The sequence below is a fragment of the Mycolicibacterium tusciae genome (assembly GCF_002086795.1).
GTDB lineage: Bacteria > Actinomycetota > Actinomycetes > Mycobacteriales > Mycobacteriaceae > Mycobacterium > Mycobacterium tusciae.
Genome location: NZ_MVIM01000003.1, coordinates 325,644 through 343,087 on the forward strand (window position 1 = coordinate 325,644; position 17,444 = coordinate 343,087).

At 66.1% G+C, this 17,444-nt stretch carries 15 protein-coding genes; 9 read left to right on the top strand and 6 right to left on the bottom strand.

All coding sequences use genetic code 11. The features are described from left to right. The first annotated feature begins 16 nt into the window (after positions 1-16). Positions 17-973 (top strand): DUF4349 domain-containing protein, encoded by a 957-nt coding sequence (locus BST47_RS07510; protein WP_083125119.1) that lies wholly within the window; start codon positions 17-19, stop codon positions 971-973. A gap of 71 nt (positions 974-1,044) precedes the next feature. On the opposite strand, the gene BST47_RS07515 is transcribed toward BST47_RS07510, so the two are convergent. Then, the gene (locus BST47_RS07515; RefSeq protein WP_083124835.1) at positions 1,045-1,335 is read right to left on the bottom strand and encodes a WhiB family transcriptional regulator; all 291 of its coding nucleotides are present in this window, start codon (positions 1,333-1,335) and stop codon (positions 1,045-1,047) included. Between the two features lie 439 nt (positions 1,336-1,774). On the opposite strand from BST47_RS07515, the gene BST47_RS07520 reads away from it, so the two are divergent. The 3 genes from BST47_RS07520 to BST47_RS07530 all read left to right on the top strand — a co-directional run bounded on the left by BST47_RS07520 (position 1,775) and on the right by BST47_RS07530 (position 4,440). Beyond that, the gene (locus BST47_RS07520) at positions 1,775-2,563 is read left to right on the top strand and encodes a hypothetical protein (RefSeq protein WP_107528889.1); all 789 of its coding nucleotides are present in this window, start codon (positions 1,775-1,777) and stop codon (positions 2,561-2,563) included. A 91-nt stretch (positions 2,564-2,654) separates the two neighbouring features. Next, positions 2,655-3,233, top strand: a complete 579-nt coding sequence (locus BST47_RS07525) for a sigma-70 family RNA polymerase sigma factor (RefSeq protein ID WP_083124837.1) — start codon at positions 2,655-2,657, stop codon at positions 3,231-3,233. Beyond that, positions 3,226-4,440, top strand: coding sequence for an anti-sigma-D factor RsdA (locus BST47_RS07530; protein WP_083124839.1), 1,215 nt, complete (start codon positions 3,226-3,228; stop codon positions 4,438-4,440). The genes BST47_RS07525 and BST47_RS07530 overlap by 8 nt, the downstream gene beginning before the upstream one ends. Positions 4,441-4,455: 15 nt before the next feature. Here the strand turns inward: BST47_RS07530 and BST47_RS07535 are convergent, their stop codons facing one another. Next, the gene (locus tag BST47_RS07535; RefSeq protein WP_014209027.1) at positions 4,456-4,860 is read right to left on the bottom strand and encodes a DUF5319 domain-containing protein; all 405 of its coding nucleotides are present in this window, start codon (positions 4,858-4,860) and stop codon (positions 4,456-4,458) included. Between the two features lie 140 nt (positions 4,861-5,000). On the opposite strand from BST47_RS07535, the gene guaB reads away from it, so the two are divergent. The 4 genes from guaB (at position 5,001) to phoU (ending at position 10,219) form a co-directional block, all read left to right on the top strand. After that, the gene (gene guaB, locus BST47_RS07540; protein WP_083124841.1) at positions 5,001-6,542 is read left to right on the top strand and encodes an IMP dehydrogenase; all 1,542 of its coding nucleotides are present in this window, start codon (positions 5,001-5,003) and stop codon (positions 6,540-6,542) included. A 51-nt stretch (positions 6,543-6,593) separates the two neighbouring features. Then, positions 6,594-7,715 (top strand): GuaB3 family IMP dehydrogenase-related protein, encoded by a 1,122-nt coding sequence (locus BST47_RS07545; protein ID WP_234809622.1) that lies wholly within the window; start codon positions 6,594-6,596, stop codon positions 7,713-7,715. A 61-nt stretch (positions 7,716-7,776) separates the two neighbouring features. After that, entirely contained in the window at positions 7,777-9,522 is a 1,746-nt protein-coding gene (locus BST47_RS07550) for a GMC family oxidoreductase N-terminal domain-containing protein (RefSeq protein WP_083124844.1), read from the top strand. Positions 9,523-9,559: 37 nt separating this feature from the next. Next, positions 9,560-10,219 carry a phosphate signaling complex protein PhoU gene (gene phoU, locus BST47_RS07555; RefSeq protein WP_083124847.1) on the top strand — a complete coding sequence of 220 codons (660 nt, stop codon included), beginning with the start codon at positions 9,560-9,562 and terminating at the stop codon, positions 10,217-10,219. 5 nt (positions 10,220-10,224) lie between these two features. Here the strand turns inward: phoU and BST47_RS07560 are convergent, their stop codons facing one another. Together BST47_RS07560 and BST47_RS07565 are read right to left on the bottom strand one after the other, a co-directional pair. Beyond that, the gene (locus BST47_RS07560) at positions 10,225-12,579 is read right to left on the bottom strand and encodes a glycoside hydrolase family 65 protein (RefSeq protein WP_083124849.1); all 2,355 of its coding nucleotides are present in this window, start codon (positions 12,577-12,579) and stop codon (positions 10,225-10,227) included. Beyond that, the gene (locus tag BST47_RS07565) at positions 12,576-13,316 is read right to left on the bottom strand and encodes a beta-phosphoglucomutase family hydrolase (protein ID WP_083125121.1); all 741 of its coding nucleotides are present in this window, start codon (positions 13,314-13,316) and stop codon (positions 12,576-12,578) included. The genes BST47_RS07560 and BST47_RS07565 overlap by 4 nt, the downstream gene beginning before the upstream one ends. A 126-nt stretch (positions 13,317-13,442) precedes the next feature. On the opposite strand from BST47_RS07565, the gene guaA reads away from it, so the two are divergent. Continuing rightward, a complete protein-coding gene (gene guaA, locus BST47_RS07570) occupies positions 13,443-15,002 on the top strand; it encodes a glutamine-hydrolyzing GMP synthase (RefSeq protein WP_083124851.1) in 1,560 nt (519 codons plus the stop codon). On the opposite strand, the gene BST47_RS07575 is transcribed toward guaA, so the two are convergent. Both BST47_RS07575 and BST47_RS07580 read right to left on the bottom strand, forming a co-directional pair. Continuing rightward, positions 15,003-15,935 (bottom strand): MerR family transcriptional regulator, encoded by a 933-nt coding sequence (locus BST47_RS07575; RefSeq protein WP_207568556.1) that lies wholly within the window; start codon positions 15,933-15,935, stop codon positions 15,003-15,005. Continuing rightward, positions 15,932-17,443, bottom strand: a complete 1,512-nt coding sequence (locus BST47_RS07580) for a flavin-containing monooxygenase (protein WP_083124853.1) — start codon at positions 17,441-17,443, stop codon at positions 15,932-15,934. Before BST47_RS07580 ends, BST47_RS07575 begins: the two co-directional genes overlap by 4 nt. Between the last annotated feature and the right edge of the window lies 1 nt (position 17,444).

The window sequence follows — 17,444 nt, forward strand, 5'->3', positions numbered from 1 at the left end:
TGGCATGGTGGCTGCCATGCGCAGCACTTCCTGCAGGTTGTACCGCAAGTGGTTGACGGTGGCGATTATCGGCATCGCGACACTGGCGCTCGTGACGGCGTGCTCCGGATCGGGCCCGTCGCTCCGGGAGAATGAGGCACCCGCGTCCAAATTCACCACCGACGGCGCCGCCGCAGGCTCGCCGGAGGCCCCGCCGCCGCAGGAGCCCATGCCGGTGGAAGACGTCCAGCGCGACGTCGTCAAGACCGCATCGATGACCATCACGGTGGCCAACACCTCCGAGGCCGCGGACAAGGCGGCCGTCATGGTCGAGGACGCCGACGGCCGCGTCGACAGCCGCAGCGAGAACGCGGGGTCCGACTCGGGATTGGCGCGCACGTCGGTCGTGCTGCGCGTTCCGGTGGACAAGCTCGACGGTGTGGTGCGCGAGCTCAAGACGCTGGGAACCGTGCAGACCGCCGAAACCAGCTCCGAGGATGTGACGGCGCAGCGGGTCGATCTCGACGCCCGCATCAAGGCGCTGCAGACCTCGGTGGACCGCCTGCTGGCGATCATGCGTGATGCCCGCGACCCCGAAGCACTCATCGCCGCCGAGGACGCGCTCTCTCAGCGTCAAGCGGACTTGGACAGCCTGCGCGCCCAGCGTGAAGCCCTCGGCGACCGCATCGAATACAGCACCGTCAACGTCACCTTCGTGGCAGAAACGATCGGCGGACCGGCACCCAAGCACTATCAGGGATTTCTGGGTCAGGTCGAACGAGGTTGGGACGCATTGGTTTCCGTCGCAGGAAACCTCGTGCTGCTGTTCGGTCTCTTGCTGCCGTGGCTGCTCGTGCTGGCCGCCGTCGTCGCTCTCTGCTACGGCGTCATCCGCGTGGCTGGTGCCCGCCAGACCAAGCCGGAGGCTGCGGCCGAGCCCGCCGGTGAATCAGACGTGGACGTCGCGAAGTCCGACAGCGAATCGGATGCCTGAGCAGTTGTAGTAGCCGTGAAAAAGCCCCGTCCCGGTCGGCCGAGGCGGGGCTTTTTCTATTGAATGCGTGGTTATGAGGCGCGGCGGATACCCCGCTTCAGCAACAGTTCGCGCTCGGACTCGGAGAGGCCGCCCCAGATGCCATAGGGCTCTCCGACCGCCAGCGCGTGCGAGCGACACTGCGTGATCACCGGGCAGCTGCGGCACATCTCCTTGGCGCGCATCTCGCGCTGCGCGCGCGCCCGGCCGCGTTCGCCGTCGGGGTGAAAGAACATGGACGAGTCGACGCCTCGGCAAAGGCCGGCGATCTGCCAATCCCAGATATCTGCGTTGGGTCCGGGAAGCTGTTGCGGCTGTGGCATTGGAAAACCCCTCTCTACACACTCATTTCGCCAACTACACAAGTGCGTGAGTTACGGAACCGATCCGAGCGCAAGTCGCCGATGACTACTCGTGCACACAAACTAGGGGGGCTCACGAAATTCCGTCAATAGCCTGAACATGTGCTAATTGACATAACGGCAGGTCCAGAATTTACGTCACGTTCATCTTGGGATACTTCGCCGTCGAGATCGGTGTTTAAGCGCACGTGAAGCAGGGGTCGCCAGGGTGCATTTACCCTGATCGCATCAATCCATGCGACTTTGGCAATTATTCTCAACCCCGCGCCGTCTTACATGGAATTAACTTTCGCAGCACCAACTGTTAACCAAAGTGATTTTGACCCCTTTGAAATACGAGTCCACCGGTACCGGGTATTGCACTGGTCCATTGATACGCGTTGATACCGTCGCGGCACTGATGATCACTTCCACCGCAGACCTGGCGAACGCGGCATTCGGGGACGATCCGGGACGCTGGCCGCTGCCCGCCGCGACCACTCCGCAGCAGCTATGGCTGCGGGCGGTGGTGGCCGGCGGTCAGGGCCGATACAGCAGCGCGCTGGCCGACCTCTCCGCATTGCGACGTCAGCCGCCCGACCCGCTGGTGTCGCTGGCCCACAGCAGCCGCGCGTCGTTTCTGCGCCAGCTTGGCTGGCACGACCGGGCTCGCACCTGGGACGGCAGGGCGTTCGCACTTGCCGGTGCCGATCGGGAAGCGGGCGGCGACGCGCTGATCGGGCTGGCCGCCGATGCGCTCGGCACCGGACGGTTTGCGGCGTCGGAGCGGGCGTTGCTCCGCGCCGCCGACCTTCTCGACGGCCCGGTACCTGCGCGGCTGCACGTGCGGATCGCCTGGGTGTCCGCGGAGCTGGCGATGGCCCGCGGACGGGGTTCGTCCGCGGTGCATCATGCGGAGGCGGCCAGGGCGGCCGCCGCCACGCTCGGTTCGATACGGCACGCCGTCAAAACCGAGGTCGTCATGGCCGCCGCGCTGTGCTGCGTCGGTGACCTCGACGGCTCCCGGCGGGTGGCCGATGCCGCGCTCGAGGACACGGAAGCCCACGGAATGGTCCCGCTGCGCTGGGCGTTGGCCTCCTTGCTGGCCGGTATTGGTAGCGGGGTGCGCTCAGAAGTAGAGGTGGCGGCGATCCGCGACGGTTCTGCCGACACAGTCAGGTCACGAGGCGGCGTGTGGGCGGTCCGCTGAGACGGGAGCACTCCATCCTGAAAGTTATTGTTTAGCTGAGCCAAGCCCACCGGTAAGTGTCCGTTACGTAACGCTGGAGAGATCGCCCACGATGACAATTTCGGGAGAACGTCTCGATGATGTCGTCGCTGAGGCTGTAGCGGGCAATCGGGACGCACTCCGGAGGGTGCTGGAGACCATTCGTCCCATCGTCATCCGGTACGTCCGGGCGAGGGTGGGGTCGACTGAGCGAAGTGGCCTCTCAGCTGATGACGTCGCGCAGGAGGTGTGCTTGGCCGCCATTACGGCGCTGCCGCGCTACAAGGATCAGGGACGACCGTTCCTGGCCTTTGTGTACGGCATTGCAGCGCACAAGGTCGCTGACGCTCATCGCGCAGCGGGCAGGAACCGCTCCGACCCGACGGAAGTCGTGCCGGAACGCTTCTCGCTGGACGCCGGCCCCGAACAGATGGCGCTGGATTCCGAGGCATCAGCCCGGATGAAGAAGCTGCTGGCGATATTGCCCGAGAAGCAGCGCGAAATCCTGATCCTGCGCGTGGTCGTCGGCATGAGCGCCGAAGAGACCGCCGAGGCAGTCGGGAGTACGGCGGGCGCGGTCCGAGTCGCCCAGCACCGTGCACTGGCACGGCTGAAGGAAGAGATCATCTCGACGGGGCACGACCATGCCTGACTTCGGACGCTGGACTTCCAACGGGGGCGATCCGTCGCTCAACGAGATCAACCGCACTGACCAGTTGCTCGACGCGCTCGCGTACGAGCAGCCGGCGTATGCAAGCGATCGCGGAGACGCTGAGCTGATCAACCTGTTGTCCGGTTGGCGCGACGACATTCGGGATGCGCCGATGACGGTGCCGGTGACGCCGCGCGACGCGGTGATCGCACTCGACACCGCCCAGCGCACGCGCAAGCGTTCGCGTCGAACGCTGGCTCTGATCGGGTCGACCGCCGCGGCGGTGCTGTGTCTCGGTGGCTTCGCCAGCGTGGTGGCGGGCGCGGGACCGGGCGACTCGCTCTACGGTCTGCGCACGATGATCTTCGGCGAGGCGCCGGCTCCGCGGGATGACGCCGTGATGCTTGCCTCGCAACAACTCGCGGAGGTGCAGCAGCTCGTCGACCAGGGGCAGTGGGACGCCGCGCAGCAGAAGTTGGAGACGCTGACCACCACGGTCGCGACGGTCAACGACGATGTGCGCAAACAGGAACTGGTCTCCGAGTGGCAAGAACTGACGGTCAAGGTCGAGGCGCAGGATCCCGCCGCGGTGCTGCCGCCCGACATGCCGCCGCCGGTCTTCCCGGATGTGGTTGTCCTGGACACCCCGACATCCACGAACGGCAATACGTCGTCGGAGACGACACCGCCGTTGGATACCTCGACTCCGTTGCCGACTCCGTCTGGTCCGCTGCCTACGCCGTCGGGACCGTTACCTACGCCGTCGGGTCCGCTGCCTACGCCGTCGGGACCGTTACCCACGCCGTCGGGTCCGTTGCCGACTCCGTCGGGACCGGTTACTCAGTTGCCGGCGACTGAGCCCAGCAGCGCACCGCCTGCACCGCCCGCGTCGGAGGAAGAGCCGCCTCCGACGACTACCGCCCCGCCAACAACGGCAGTAACGACGACGACCACCGTGGCGGCTACGAGGACCCAGCAGCCTGCTGCGCCGTCATCGACTGTCTCCGAGGCCGCCGAGGAGGCACCCCCCGTCGAAGCGCCGCCTGCGACGGTTGAGGCACCTCCAGTGACGGTTGAGGAACCGCCCGCAACCGTCGAGGCACCTCCGGCGACGGTCGAGGAACCGCCGGTACAACGGCGAGCGCCGGTTACGACGACGTTCGTGGTTCCCGAGCCGGAGTCTGGCTCCGGCGGCGACGGCAGCTAACCAGCGGTTGCGCCGTCAGCGATACCCGTCGGTGTCCGTCGTGGCCTCGTTGAGAGAGGCGTCGGCGTAACCGCGGCAGTAATCCCAGGTGACGTAGGCGTCGGGTTCGGGGTCGTAGGCCGGCTCGTGCGGGCGGACCGTACCGTCGACCAGCAGCTGCAGCAGGTTCGCCCGCAGCATGTCCCAGTCGTGGTAGTGGTCCTGCTGGCATTCGTCGCAGCACACGACCAAACCGCGAATCCCCTTGTGCGCCAACAACGCTTCATATACAGCCAAGTCGGCGAGATCGGCCTCGACCGCGGTCCGCTCCTGGGGGTCCAGCGGTTGCCCCGGCTCCAGGGCGTCGAGCGCAGCCGACGGGTCGCACGGGTCGTCGGCGAACGGATCGGGCGGCAAACCCGGCGGGAGGTGGTCTCGCACGACTCCCACATTACGCAGCCGCCCACATTTCGCGCCAGCCGTCGCTCGGCATGGCGCCACCGGGAGCGTGGCGCCGAACCGGCGACGTCAATGCCGATAAGATGGGGCTTCTAGCTCGTCTGTCCCGGGAGGCCCCACCCATGTCGATTGCCGAAAGCAGCCTTCCCCTCGCTGTTCCGGTACCCACCGGCGGCGACGATCCGACGAAGATCGCGATGCTCGGCCTCACGTTCGACGACGTCCTGCTGCTGCCGGCCGCTTCAGATGTGGTGCCCGCCACAGCGGACACCTCCAGCCAGCTGACCAAACGGATCCGGCTGCGGGTCCCGCTCGTCAGCTCGGCGATGGATACCGTCACCGAATCGCGGATGGCCATCGCGATGGCCCGCGCCGGCGGTATGGGGGTGCTGCACCGGAACCTGCCCGTCGCCGAACAGGCCGGCCAGGTCGAGACGGTCAAGCGCTCAGAGGCCGGCATGGTCACCGACCCCGTCACCTGCTCACCGGACAACACGCTGGCCGAGGTCGACGCGATGTGCGCGCGGTTCCGCATCTCGGGGTTGCCGGTCGTGGATTCACAGGGCTCTCTCGTCGGGATCATCACCAACCGCGATATGCGCTTCGAGGTCGACCAGTCGAAGCCGGTGTCGGAGGTGATGACCAAGGCTCCGTTGATCACTGCGCAGGAAGGTGTTTCGGCCGAAGCGGCGCTGGGGCTGTTGCGCCGCCACAAGATCGAGAAGCTGCCGATCGTCGACGGCAACGGCAAGCTGACCGGGCTGATCACCGTCAAGGATTTCGTCAAGACCGAGCAATTCCCCTTCGCTACCAAGGACAGTGACGGCCGGTTGCTCGTCGGCGCCGCGGTCGGTGTCGGCGACGACGCGTGGACGCGGTCGATGACGCTGGTGGATGCCGGAGTCGACGTGCTCATCGTGGACACCGCGCACGCCCACAACCGCGGTGTGTTGGACATGGTGCATCGCCTGAAGGTGTCGGTCGGCGACCGCGTCGAGGTGATCGGCGGCAACGTCGCCACCCGCGCCGCCGCGGCCGCGCTGGTCGACGCGGGCGCCGATGCGGTGAAGGTCGGTGTCGGCCCCGGCTCGATCTGCACCACGCGGGTGGTGGCCGGCGTCGGAGCCCCACAGATCACCGCGATCCTCGAGGCTGTCGCAGCGTGCGCGCCCAAGGGCATTCCCGTCATCGCCGACGGCGGCCTGCAGTACTCCGGAGACATCGCCAAGGCATTGGCGGCCGGCGCGTCCACGGCCATGCTCGGCTCGCTGCTGGCGGGCACCGCCGAGTCGCCGGGCGAGCTGATCTTCGTCAACGGCAAGCAGTTCAAGAGCTACCGCGGCATGGGCTCACTCGGCGCGATGGCCGGGCGCGCGGGAGCGCGGTCGTACTCCAAGGACCGCTACTTCCAGGACGACGCGCTGTCCGAGGACAAGTTGGTGCCCGAGGGCATCGAGGGCCGGGTGCCGTTCCGCGGTCCGCTGTCGACAGTGATCCATCAACTCACGGGCGGGTTGCGCGCAGCGATGGGTTACACGGGCTCGGCCACCATCGAACACCTGCAGCAGGCGCAGTTCGTACAGATCACCGCAGCGGGATTGAAGGAGAGCCACCCGCACGACATCGCGATGACTGTCGAGGCGCCGAACTACTACACCCGCTGACAGCGTGCTCGAAGGGGAGATGACGCAGTGCGTGACACAGTTGAAATCGGCATGGGCCGAACCGCCCGCCGCACTTACGAACTCGACGAGATCAACATCGTCCCGTCCCGCAGAACCAGGTCGTCCCAAGATGTTTCGACGGCCTGGCAACTGGATGCCTACCGGTTCGAGATCCCGGTCGTGGCACACCCGACCGACGCGCTGGTGTCGCCGGAGTTCGCCATCGAGATGGGCCGTCTGGGCGGCCTCGGGGTGCTCAACGGCGAAGGCCTGATCGGCAGGCACGCCGACGTCGAGGAAAAGATCGCTCAGGTCGTCGCTGCGGCTGAGAAAGAGCCGGAACCCGCGGCGGCGATTCGGCTGTTGCAACAACTGCACGCCGCGCCGCTGGATCCTGATCTGCTGGGTGCCGCGGTGGCGCGGATCCGCGATGCCGGTGTGACCACGGCCGTCCGAGTGAGTCCCCAGAATGCGCGGGCGCTGACGCCGGCGCTGGTGTCCGCCGGCGTCGACTTACTGGTCATCCAGGGCACGATCATCTCCGCGGAGCGGGTCGCCCAAGATCACGGGGTCGGCGAACCGCTGAACCTCAAGACCTTCATTTCCGAGCTCGACATACCGGTGGTGGCGGGCGGCGTCCTCGACCACCGCACTGCCCTGCACCTCATGCGCACCGGTGCGGCGGGCGTCATCGTCGGCTACGGATCGACCCGCGGCGTCACCACCAGCGACGAGGTGCTCGGCATCAGTGTGCCGATGGCGACCGCGATCGCCGACGCCGCCGCCGCACGCCGCGAATACCTTGACGAGACCGGCGGGCGCTACGTGCACGTGCTCGCCGACGGTGACATCCACACTTCCGGCGACCTGGCCAAGGCCATCGCGTGCGGCGCCGACGCCGTGGTGCTGGGCACCCCGTTGGCCACTGCCGCCGAGGCACTGGGAGACGGCTGGTTCTGGCCCGCCGCGGCTGCGCACCCGTCTTTGCCGCGCGGCGCTCTCCTGCAGGTCGCGCTGGGCGAGCGGCCTTCGCTGGGCCAGGTGCTGACCGGGCCGTCCGACGATCCGTTCGGGTCGCTGAATCTGGTCGGTGGCCTGCGGCGATCGATGGCCAAGGCAGGTTATTGCGACCTCAAGGAGTTCCAGAAGGTCGGCCTGACCGTCGGTAACTGAGATGCCGAAAGTTAGGGTGACCTCGCTAGTGGTTACTTGCCGGTAGTTAGATACTGGGCCGATGAAGCCTGACTACGACGTCCTGATCATCGGTTCCGGTTTCGGTGGCAGCGTCACCGCGCTGCGGCTCACCGAGAAGGGCTATCGCGTCGGCGTTCTCGAGGCCGGTCGCCGGTTCGCCGACGAGGAGTTCGCGAAGACGTCCTGGAATCTGCGCAAGTTCCTGTGGGCGCCGAAACTCGGCATGTACGGCATCCAACGAATCCATCTGTTGCGCAACGTGATGATCCTGGCCGGCGCGGGTGTCGGCGGAGGGTCGCTCAATTACGCCAACACCTTGTACGTCCCGCCGGACGCGTTCTTCAACGACCCGCAGTGGAAGCAGATCACCGACTGGCGCGGCGAGCTGACCCCGCATTACGACCAGGCGCAGCGAATGCTCGGCGTGGTCCAGAATCCGACGTTCACCGATGCCGACCGCGTCATGAAAGAGGTCGCCGCCGACATGGGCGTCGAGGACACCTTCGTCGCGACGCCCGTCGGCGTGTTCTTCGGCCCCGACGGCACGAAGGCTCCGGGTAAGACGGTGCCGGATCCGTACTTCGGCGGTGCCGGTCCGGCGCGCACCGGCTGCATCGAATGCGGTTCCTGCATGACGGGTTGCCGCTACGGCGCCAAGAACACCCTGCTGAAAAACTATCTCGGTCTCGCCGAAAAGGCTGGGGCAGAGATCATTCCGATGACGACGGTATCGAGTTTCTCGCAGCGATCCGACGGAGTGTGGGAGGTGCGCGCGAAACGGACGGGCCTGTTGCCGCTGAAGCGGCGCAAGTACACCGCTACCCATGTGGTGCTCGCGGCGGGGACGTTCGGCACGCAGAAGCTGTTGTTCGACATGCGCGACAAGGGCAAGCTTCCCAAGTTGTCGGACAAGCTCGGTGTGCTCACGCGGACCAACTCGGAGTCGATCGTCGGTGCGGGCCGTTTCGAGGTCTCACCCGACCTCGACCTCACCCACGGTGTGGCCATCACGTCGTCGATTCACCCGACGTCCGACACGCACATCGAGCCGGTGCGCTACGGCAAGGGCAGCAATGCCATGGGGCTGTTGCAGACCCTGATGACCGATGGCGCGGGGCCTCTGGGGTCTGACATTCCACGGTGGCGGCAGTTCTTCGCGCAGGCCGGCCAGAACCCCCGCAAGCTGCTTCGGCTGCTCAACCCGAGGCGCTGGAGCGAGCGGACGATGATCGCGCTCGTCATGCAGCACCTGGACAACTCGATCACGACATACACCCGGCGGACCAAGTTCGGCTTCCGGCGGCTGGACAGCAGGCAAGGTCACGGCGAACCCAATCCGACATGGATCCCGGTGGGCAACGAGGTCACGCGCCGGATCGCCGAAAAGATCGACGGCGTCGCGGGCGGCACCTGGGGTGAACTGTTCAACATCCCGCTGACCGCCCACTACCTCGGCGGCGCTGCGATCGGCGACACCGCCGACCACGGAGTCATCGATCCGTATCAGCGGGTGTACGGATATCCGACGCTCTCGGTGCACGACGGTGCGGCGATCTCGGCGAACCTCGGTGTCAATCCATCGCTTTCGATCACCGCGCAGGCCGAGCGCGCGGCATCGCTGTGGCCGAACAAGGGTGAGATCGATCAGCGTCCAAAGCAGGGGGAACCCTACAAGCGCCTCGATCCGATCCCGCCGGCACATCCGGTCGTCCCCGCCGATGCGCCCGCGGCTTTGCGCCATCTGCCGATCGAACCGGTCAGCTCGGCGGGAAAAAACGCCGGCTAACAGGTTTGACCCGAGCGGTCTCGGGTAACTAGTGCCGATGCGAACCGCCTATCGCCAACAATTGTCGGGCTTGGGCGCGCGGCTGGCCGACATGTGCGGCCTGGCAGCCAAGGCGATGGACGATGCGACGCGGGCTCTGCTGGAAGCAGACCTGTCGCTGGCCGAAGAGGTCATCGCCGAGCAGGAACGCATCGCGGTCATGGGCCGGCAGGCCGAGGAAACTGCGCTCAAACTGCTCGCGCTGCAGCAGCCGGTGGCCGGCGATTTGCGGACGGTGGTCTGCGCCATTCACGTCGGCGCCGATATCGAAAGAATGGGTGCGCTTGCGGTGCATGTGGCCAGCATCTCGAGGTTGCGCCACCCGGAGTGCGCGCTGCCCGACGAGGTGAGGGCCAGCTTCGCGGAGATGGGTAGACGAGCTGTCCTGATGGCAGGGATTGCGCGTGAGGTACTGCTGTCCAGCGATTCGGAAAAGGCATCGCAGATGCGCGATCTGGACGATGCGGTGGATGCCGAGCACCGTCACCTGTTCACGCTGCTGATCGACAACAAGTGGCAGGACGGGGTCTGCTCCGCGGTGGATGTCGCATTGCTGGGCCGCTATTACGAGCGTTTCGCCGACCACGCCGTCGAGATCGGCAGGCGCGTCGTGTTCGAGGCAACCGGCGGTCTGCCCGAGGCCAAGAAACTGGCCTGAACCCCCTATAACGTCCTGCGGCGCAACGGCTCTCGGCCGGGCGGTTGCTGCGGTTCGGGGAGCAGCGGCTCGCGGGGCCTCAGCGCGACGGTCGTCGGGCGGTCCGTACCGAGCTTTATCTCCTCGCGGGCGTGACGGATCGTCAGGAATGAGTGCGGCCCGTCGCGGACGGTGTAGGTGACATCTTCGTGGTTGGCATCGACCGTGATCCGAAAGTCCCTCCAGCGCAACCGGAACTGCAGGCGTGAGATTCCCGACGGCAGTTGCGGATCGAGCGACAGCACACCGTCGTCGTCGCGCAGTCCGCCGAACCCTGCCACCAGCGCGGTCCACGCGCCTGCCAAAGACGCCATGTGCAGGCCGTCGCGGGTGTTGTGGTGCAGGTCGCGCAGATCGATGAGCGCCGCCTCGTACGCGTAGTCATGTGCGAGTTCCAGATGGCCGACGTCGGCGCACATCACCGCCTGGGTACACGCCGACAGCGACGAGTCGCGCGTGGTGCGGCGCTCGTAGTAGTCGACGTTGCGCGCCTTCTGTTCGGGCGTGAACGCGTGGCTCTGCCACTGCATGGCCAACACCAGATCCGCCTGTTTGATCACCTGCGCCGGGTACAGCCGTACATACGGTTCGTGTAGCAGCAGGGGATATTCGGTGTTGGACGTGAAGTCCCACTCCCGAAGCGTGGTGAAACCGGCGCACTGCGGATGGACACCGAGTTCGTCGTCGAACGCGATGAACGCGTCGTCGGCGGCAGTGCGCCAATCGGCCATCTCCGCATCGGTGACACCCAGTTCGTCGGCGCGGTCGGGGTGGCGAAGGCAAGCCTCGGCCGCAGTCCGAAGATTATGTGCCGCCATCAGATTGGTGAACACGTTGTCCCGCACGACCGCCGTGTACTCGTCGGGTCCGGTGACCCCGTCGATGTGCCACACGCCGTGCCGGTCGTGATGTCCGAGCGACAGCCACAACCGTGCCGTCTCGACGAGGACCGCAAGCCCGCACTCGGCTTCCAGGGAATCGTCACCCGTCACGATGCGATACCGCTCGAATGCCATGGCGATGTCGGCGTTCACGTGCCAGCCGGCCGTACCCGCGGGCCAGTACGCCGAGCACTCCTCACCGCGGATGGTGCGCCACGGAAACGCGGCGCCGGTGAGGTCGAGTTGTGCTGCTCGTTCCCTGGCGAGATCGAGCGTCGAGGCCCGCCACCTCAACGCGTCCGCGGCCGCATATGGCGCCGTGTAGGTCAGCAGCGGCAGCACGAATCCCTCTGTGTCCCAGAACGCGTGACCGTCGTACCCGGTGCCCGTCAGCCCCTTGCCGGGAATGGCCCGACGTTCGGCACGGGCACTGGCCTGCAGAACGTGGAACAGTCCGAACCGCACCGCCTGCTGGCTGTCGGGGTCGCCCTCGACCTCGACATCGGCGCAGTCCCAGAAGTCGTCGAGATACTCGCGCTGCGACTTGAGCAGTCCCTCCCACCCCGTATAGCGCGCACCGCTGACCGCTGCGGCGGCCTGGTCCCGCAGTGCGGGCCGCGATCTCAGGCTCGACCACCCGTAGGCGAGGTATTTCACGATGCGTAGCCGTTGACCCGGTCGTAGACCGCAGATCACGGTGGTGGTCGCCCAGTCCTCGCCCGCTCCGGTGGTGACTTCGACCCGCCCGGGGACCTCGACGTCGTGAGACATCGCCGCGGCCATCAGCAGCTGGCTGGCCCGTGTGCGGTGCAGCAGGATGGCGCCGCGTTCGGAGTGCTCGTGCCCGACGGCCTCCAACGGTTTGTCGAGCACGGCGGCCACTCTGGGATCGTCTTCGGACGAGGGCAGCTGCTCATTGGCGACCAGCTCGGACTGGACGGTGACTCGGGTGAACTCGTCGACCGCCTCGACGGTGTACTCGATCGCTGCGACGCTGCGCTGCGCCAGCGACACCAGGCGGGTCGACACGATCTTGACCTGCTTGCCCGCCGGGGAGCGCCAATGTGCGGTGCGGGTCAGCGTGCCTGCGCGCAAATCCAGAACGCGTTCGTGCTCGAGCAATTCGCCGTACCGTACATCGAAGGGTTCGTCGTCGACGAGCAGGCGGACGATCTTGCCGTTGGTGATGTTGACGATCGTCTGGCCTGCCTCGGGGTAGCCGAACCCCGCCTCGGCGTAGGGCAACGGTCGTACCTCGTAGTACGAGTTCAGATAGGTACCGGGAAGGCCGTGTGGTTCACCCTCTTCGAGGTTTCCTCGCATGCCGATGTGGCCGTTGGACAGTGCAAACAGTGATTCGGATTCGTCCAAAAGGCTTAGATCCAGCGCGGTTTCACGAATATGCCACGGTTCGACTATGAAGTTCTCGCCGGTGATCATCGCGACATCAACTCTGCGAGGTCGGCGACCACCACGTCAGCACCGTTGCGCCGCAGAGCCTCTGCGTGACCTACCCGGTCGACACCGACGACGTATCCGAAATTCCCCGCCCGGCCCGCCTCGACGCCGGAGAGCGCATCCTCGAACACGGCCGCCTCGGCAGGCGTGACTCCGAGCAGTTCTGCCGCGCGCAGAAACGAGTCCGGAGCGGGCTTTCCCGCGATGTTCTGCTCCCGCAGCGTCACGCCGTCCACGCGCTGCTGGACGAATTTGTCGAGCCCCGTCAGCTCCAGCACCTCGCGGGTGTTCGCGCTGGACGACACCACCGCCGTGCCGAACCCTGCGTTCACGACGGCCTCGAGGTAGCGGCGAGATCCGTCGAAGACCTCGATTCCGTCGGTCTGCAGGGTGTGCTGGAACGCCTGGTTCTTGCGGTTTCCGAGCCCGTAGACGGTCTGGGCGTCCGGATCGTCGTCCGGGGAACCGTCGGGCAGCTGGATACCTCTGCTGGCGAGAAAGGACCGGACCCCGTCCTCGCGCTTCTTGCCGTCGACGTAATTCAGGTAATCGGAGTCGACGTCGAACGGCACGAATTTGGTTCCCGCCTGAACTGCCTGCGCCTCGAGAAAGTCGTCGAACATCGACTTCCAGGCCTTCTTGTGCACGCTGGCGGTGTCTGTCAGCACGCCATCGAGGTCGAAAAGTGTGGCACGGATCCATTCGGGTAGACCGAGCACTTGGTACCTCGCTTTGGCTTCTCGGGTGCGTGCCTCCAGTTCACCATTCCCAAATTCGTCCGTGGGCATACTTCGGCGTCTTCACCATGAGCTCGGTGCTGTGGGGTCGCTGACTAGACTGTCCGGGTGACAACAGGTTCTCCCCGGCCCGTGCTGGTCGTCGACTTCGGAGCGCAATATGCGCAGTTGATCGCCCGCCGCGTCCGCGAAGCGCGGGTCTATTCCGAGGTGATTCCGCACACCGCGACGGTCGAGGAGATCAAGGCCCGCGACCCGCAGGCCATCGTGCTGTCGGGCGGTCCCGCGAGTGTGTACGAAGACGGTGCCCCGCAGCTGAATGCCGAGGTGTTCGACCTGGGGGTACCGGTGTTCGGTATCTGCTACGGCTTTCAGGCGATGGCCCAGGCGCTCGGCGGAACCGTCGCCCGGACGGGGACCAGTGAGTTCGGCCGCACGGAGCTGGAAGTGACTGGGGGAGACCTTCATTCCGATCTGCCCACCACCCAGCCGGTGTGGATGAGCCATGGAGACGCCGTGACCGTCGCCCCCGAAGGCTTCGAGGTGGTCGCCACCAGTTCCGGTGCGCCCGTCGCCGCGTTCGAGAACCGGGCCAAGGGCCTGGCAGGCGTGCAGTACCACCCCGAGGTGATGCACTCCCCGCACGGTCAGCAGATTCTGAGCCGATTCCTGCACGAATTCGCCGGTATCGACTCGACGTGGACGCCTGCGAACATCGCCGACGCGCTCGTCGAGCAGGTGCGCGAGCAGATCGGCGACGGACGCGCGATCTGCGGTCTGTCGGGCGGGGTGGACTCCGCGGTGGCCGCCGCGTTGGTGCAGCGGGCCATCGGCGACCGGTTGACGTGCGTGTTCGTCGACCACGGACTGCTGAGGGCGGGCGAACGCGCGCAGGTACAGCGTGACTTCGTCGCCGCCACCGGTGCCAACCTGGTCACCGTCGACGTCGCCGACCGCTTCCTCGAAGCACTGTCCGGAGTGACCGATCCCGAGGGCAAGCGCAAGATCATCGGCAGGCAGTTCATTCGCGCTTTCGAAGGTGCGGTCCGAGACATCGTGGGAGATACCGGTTCTGAGGTCGACTTCCTGGTGCAGGGCACTTTGTATCCCGACGTGGTGGAGTCCGGCGGCGGGTCGGGAACTGCGAACATCAAGAGCCACCACAACGTCGGCGGGCTACCCGACGACCTGAAGTTCAAACTCGTCGAGCCGCTGCGGCTGCTGTTCAAAGACGAGGTGCGCGCGGTTGGCCGCGAGCTCGGATTGCCCGAGGAAATCGTTGCGCGCCAACCCTTCCCGGGTCCGGGCTTGGGCATAAGGATCGTCGGCGAGGTGACCGCGCAGCGACTGGACACGCTGCGGCGGGCCGACTCGATCGCGCGGGAGGAACTGACGTCCGCAGGCCTGGATCACCAGATCTGGCAGTGCCCGGTGGTGCTGCTTGCCGGAGTCCGTTCCGTGGGTGTGCAGGGCGATGGGCGGACCTATGGTCACCCGATCGTGCTGCGGCCGGTGTCCAGCGAGGACGCCATGACCGCGGACTGGACGCGAGTGCCCTATGAAGTGCTCGAACGCATCTCCACACGCATCACCAACGAGGTTCGCGAGGTGAACCGCGTCGTGCTGGACATCACCAGCAAGCCGCCGGGCACCATCGAATGGGAATGATCAGGCGTCCCCTGGGTTCTCGCTGGGAGGCGGTTCCTTCTCGATGAACTCGCCGAGGATCTGACCGACCGTCGACTCGATGGTCGATTCGATGGAGAAGGCCAGCGTGGCCGAGACCGCCGACACAGCCTGGGTGCGGAACCGCACCAGCATCGTAATCAGTTCGGCCACTTCGGTATCCGGCGGTAGCGCGGCGCCCGGGTTGACCCGGTGCAGCACCTCCTCGATGCCGGCCTGCACGAGCAGTCCGCTGATCTGATCGATCAGCGGTGAGATCTGCTCATGCAGGTCGATGAGTTTGTCGGTGGCGACGCCGTACTGCCTGATCTCGTTGAACGCCTCGATCAGCTTGGGGCGCACCACGACCGCCTCGCCGTCTTCCAGATTGATCACGCCCAGTCCCACCATGCGGTCGAATCCCGGATCGTCATCGACCAGCCGCCGCGCGTCGGCGACGCTCATCCGCTCGGGCTTCTCCGTCGCCCAGCTACCCGCGATCGCCGATTCGATGCCCAGCATGTCGCCCAGGTTCTTGCCCTGCTCCCAGGCCGACAGCATCTCGTGGACGTGAGCGATGTTGTAGCCGCGATTCAACATCGAGGTGATTAGACGCAGCCGCGTCAGATGTGTGTCGTTGAAGAGCGCGATCCGCCCGACCCGCAACGGCGGATGCAGCAGTCCACGGTCGCGGTACACCCGGATGTTGCGGGTCGTGGTGCCGGCCAGGCGCGCGAGCTCGTCGATGCGGTACTCACCGGAAGTGGAGTCGGGGTGCGGATGGAGCACGGCCGCGTCGAACAACTGCGATACGGCGGTTTCGATGACATCGCGGGAGCCGCGCCGCACGCGCCGGGGAGCGCGCCGCAGGCTCTTCAGGATCGCCGAAATCGCCCCCGCCTGCTGGCGCGGTGGCTTCTCCGGCGGATTGGTCATGCGCTCGAGAGGGCACCGCTGCCGGTGCGCGCGCCGTGCTCGACGGCGACGTAGTCGGAGAAGCGGAAGTCGCGCATCTGACGAAGATACTGCGTGGCGAAGCCGGGGTACATCGAGGCGTTGAAGCCGTCCGCCGTCAGATACCAGCTGCTGCAGCCCGACATCCACGTCGTCTTGGTCAGGCGCTGCTGGATGCGGTCGTTGTAGCGCTCCTGGACGTCCTGGCGCACGTCCAGATACTTCAGGTTCTCCCGCAGGATCGTGGTGATGCCGCTGACCGCGTAGTCGAGCTGGCCCTCGACGTAGACCAGCAACGAATTGTGGCCCGGTCCGGAGTTCGGTCCCGTCATGAAGAACAGGTTCGGATAGCCGTGGGCGTTGATGCTCTTGTAGGCCTGTGCGCCCGACGCCCACTCTTGCGACAGTGAGCGGTCGCCGATGCCGGTCACCTCATACGGCGGTCCGGTCAGGTGCACGTCGTAACCGGTGGCGAAAACGACGCAGTCCAGATGGTGCTCGACACCGTCGCTGGTGCGGATTCCCACCGGGCTCATCGTGGCGATCGGCCAGTCGATGAGTTTGCAGTTGTCCTTTTGCAGCGCCGGATAGTAGTCGCTTGAGACAAGCATCCGTTTGCAGCCGGGGGTGAAGTCCGGCGTCAGCTGCCGTCGCAGCCAAGGATCGGAGACCTGCCTGTGCAGGTGCGCCTTGCCCAGCCTGGCGACCAGTCCGGTCAGCGGCGTGTTCCACACCAGCGCCGTCGCGGTGAGCTCGTGACCCCAGAACAACGCCTGCCGTGCAAGCTCTTGTACAGCAGGTACTTTCGCGAACAACACCTGTGCCGCGGCAGGCACGGCGGTGTCCAGACGGGGCAGCATCCAGCCCGGAGTGCGCTGGAAGACCTTCACGAACTCCGCCCGCTTGACCAGTTCGGGCACGATCTGCACCGCACTGGCGCCGGTGCCGATGACCGCGACGCGCTTGCCGGAGAAGTCGTAATCGTGGTCCCACCGGGCACTGTGGATCTTGTGCCCCTCGTAGGTGTCGAGGCCGCGGATGTCGGGCCATTTGTGATCGGGCAGTGGTCCGGAGGCCATCACCACGGTGCGGGCCCGAAAGCTCTCTCGCCCCTCGGTCTTCACGGTCCAAGTGCCGGTCTTCTCGTCGAAGTCCAGGCCGTCGACCTCCACGCCGAACTGAATACGGCGTTCGATGTCGAACTTCTCGGTCATGTCCTCGATATGCCGGCAGATCTCGTCAGCGGGAGAGTAGGCCCGCGACCACGACGAGTTCTTCACGAATGAATACGAATACAACAGCGACGGAACATCGCATGCCGCACCGGGATACGTGTTGTCCCGCCAGGTGCCGCCGACGCGGTCGCTGCGCTCCAGGATGACGAGGTCGTCGACGCCGGCCTCGCTGAGCTTGATCGCCGCACCTATACCGGTGAATCCGGCGCCGACGATCAGGGTGTCGTAGATGTGGGTGCTCCTGAGAGTGGGCATG

What these genes read in the sequence shown, in the direction of transcription:
- BST47_RS07510 (WP_083125119.1), top strand. Translation starts at nt 17, where the DNA reads ATGCGCAGCACTTCCTGCAGGTTGTACCGCAAGTGGTTGACGGTGGCG.
- BST47_RS07515 (WP_083124835.1), bottom strand. Translation starts at nt 1,335, where the DNA reads ATGCCACAGCCGCAACAGCTTCCCGGACCCAACGCAGATATCTGGGAT.
- BST47_RS07520 (WP_107528889.1), top strand. Translation starts at nt 1,775, where the DNA reads ATGATCACTTCCACCGCAGACCTGGCGAACGCGGCATTCGGGGACGAT.
- BST47_RS07525 (WP_083124837.1), top strand. Translation starts at nt 2,655, where the DNA reads ATGACAATTTCGGGAGAACGTCTCGATGATGTCGTCGCTGAGGCTGTA.
- BST47_RS07530 (WP_083124839.1), top strand. Translation starts at nt 3,226, where the DNA reads ATGCCTGACTTCGGACGCTGGACTTCCAACGGGGGCGATCCGTCGCTC.
- guaB (WP_083124841.1), top strand. Translation starts at nt 5,001, where the DNA reads ATGTCGATTGCCGAAAGCAGCCTTCCCCTCGCTGTTCCGGTACCCACC.
- BST47_RS07545 (WP_234809622.1), top strand. Translation starts at nt 6,594, where the DNA reads ATGGGCCGAACCGCCCGCCGCACTTACGAACTCGACGAGATCAACATC.
- BST47_RS07550 (WP_083124844.1), top strand. Translation starts at nt 7,777, where the DNA reads ATGAAGCCTGACTACGACGTCCTGATCATCGGTTCCGGTTTCGGTGGC.
- phoU (WP_083124847.1), top strand. Translation starts at nt 9,560, where the DNA reads ATGCGAACCGCCTATCGCCAACAATTGTCGGGCTTGGGCGCGCGGCTG.
- BST47_RS07560 (WP_083124849.1), bottom strand. Translation starts at nt 12,579, where the DNA reads ATGATCACCGGCGAGAACTTCATAGTCGAACCGTGGCATATTCGTGAA.
- BST47_RS07575 (WP_207568556.1), bottom strand. Translation starts at nt 15,935, where the DNA reads ATGACCAATCCGCCGGAGAAGCCACCGCGCCAGCAGGCGGGGGCGATT.
- BST47_RS07580 (WP_083124853.1), bottom strand. Translation starts at nt 17,443, where the DNA reads ATGCCCACTCTCAGGAGCACCCACATCTACGACACCCTGATCGTCGGC.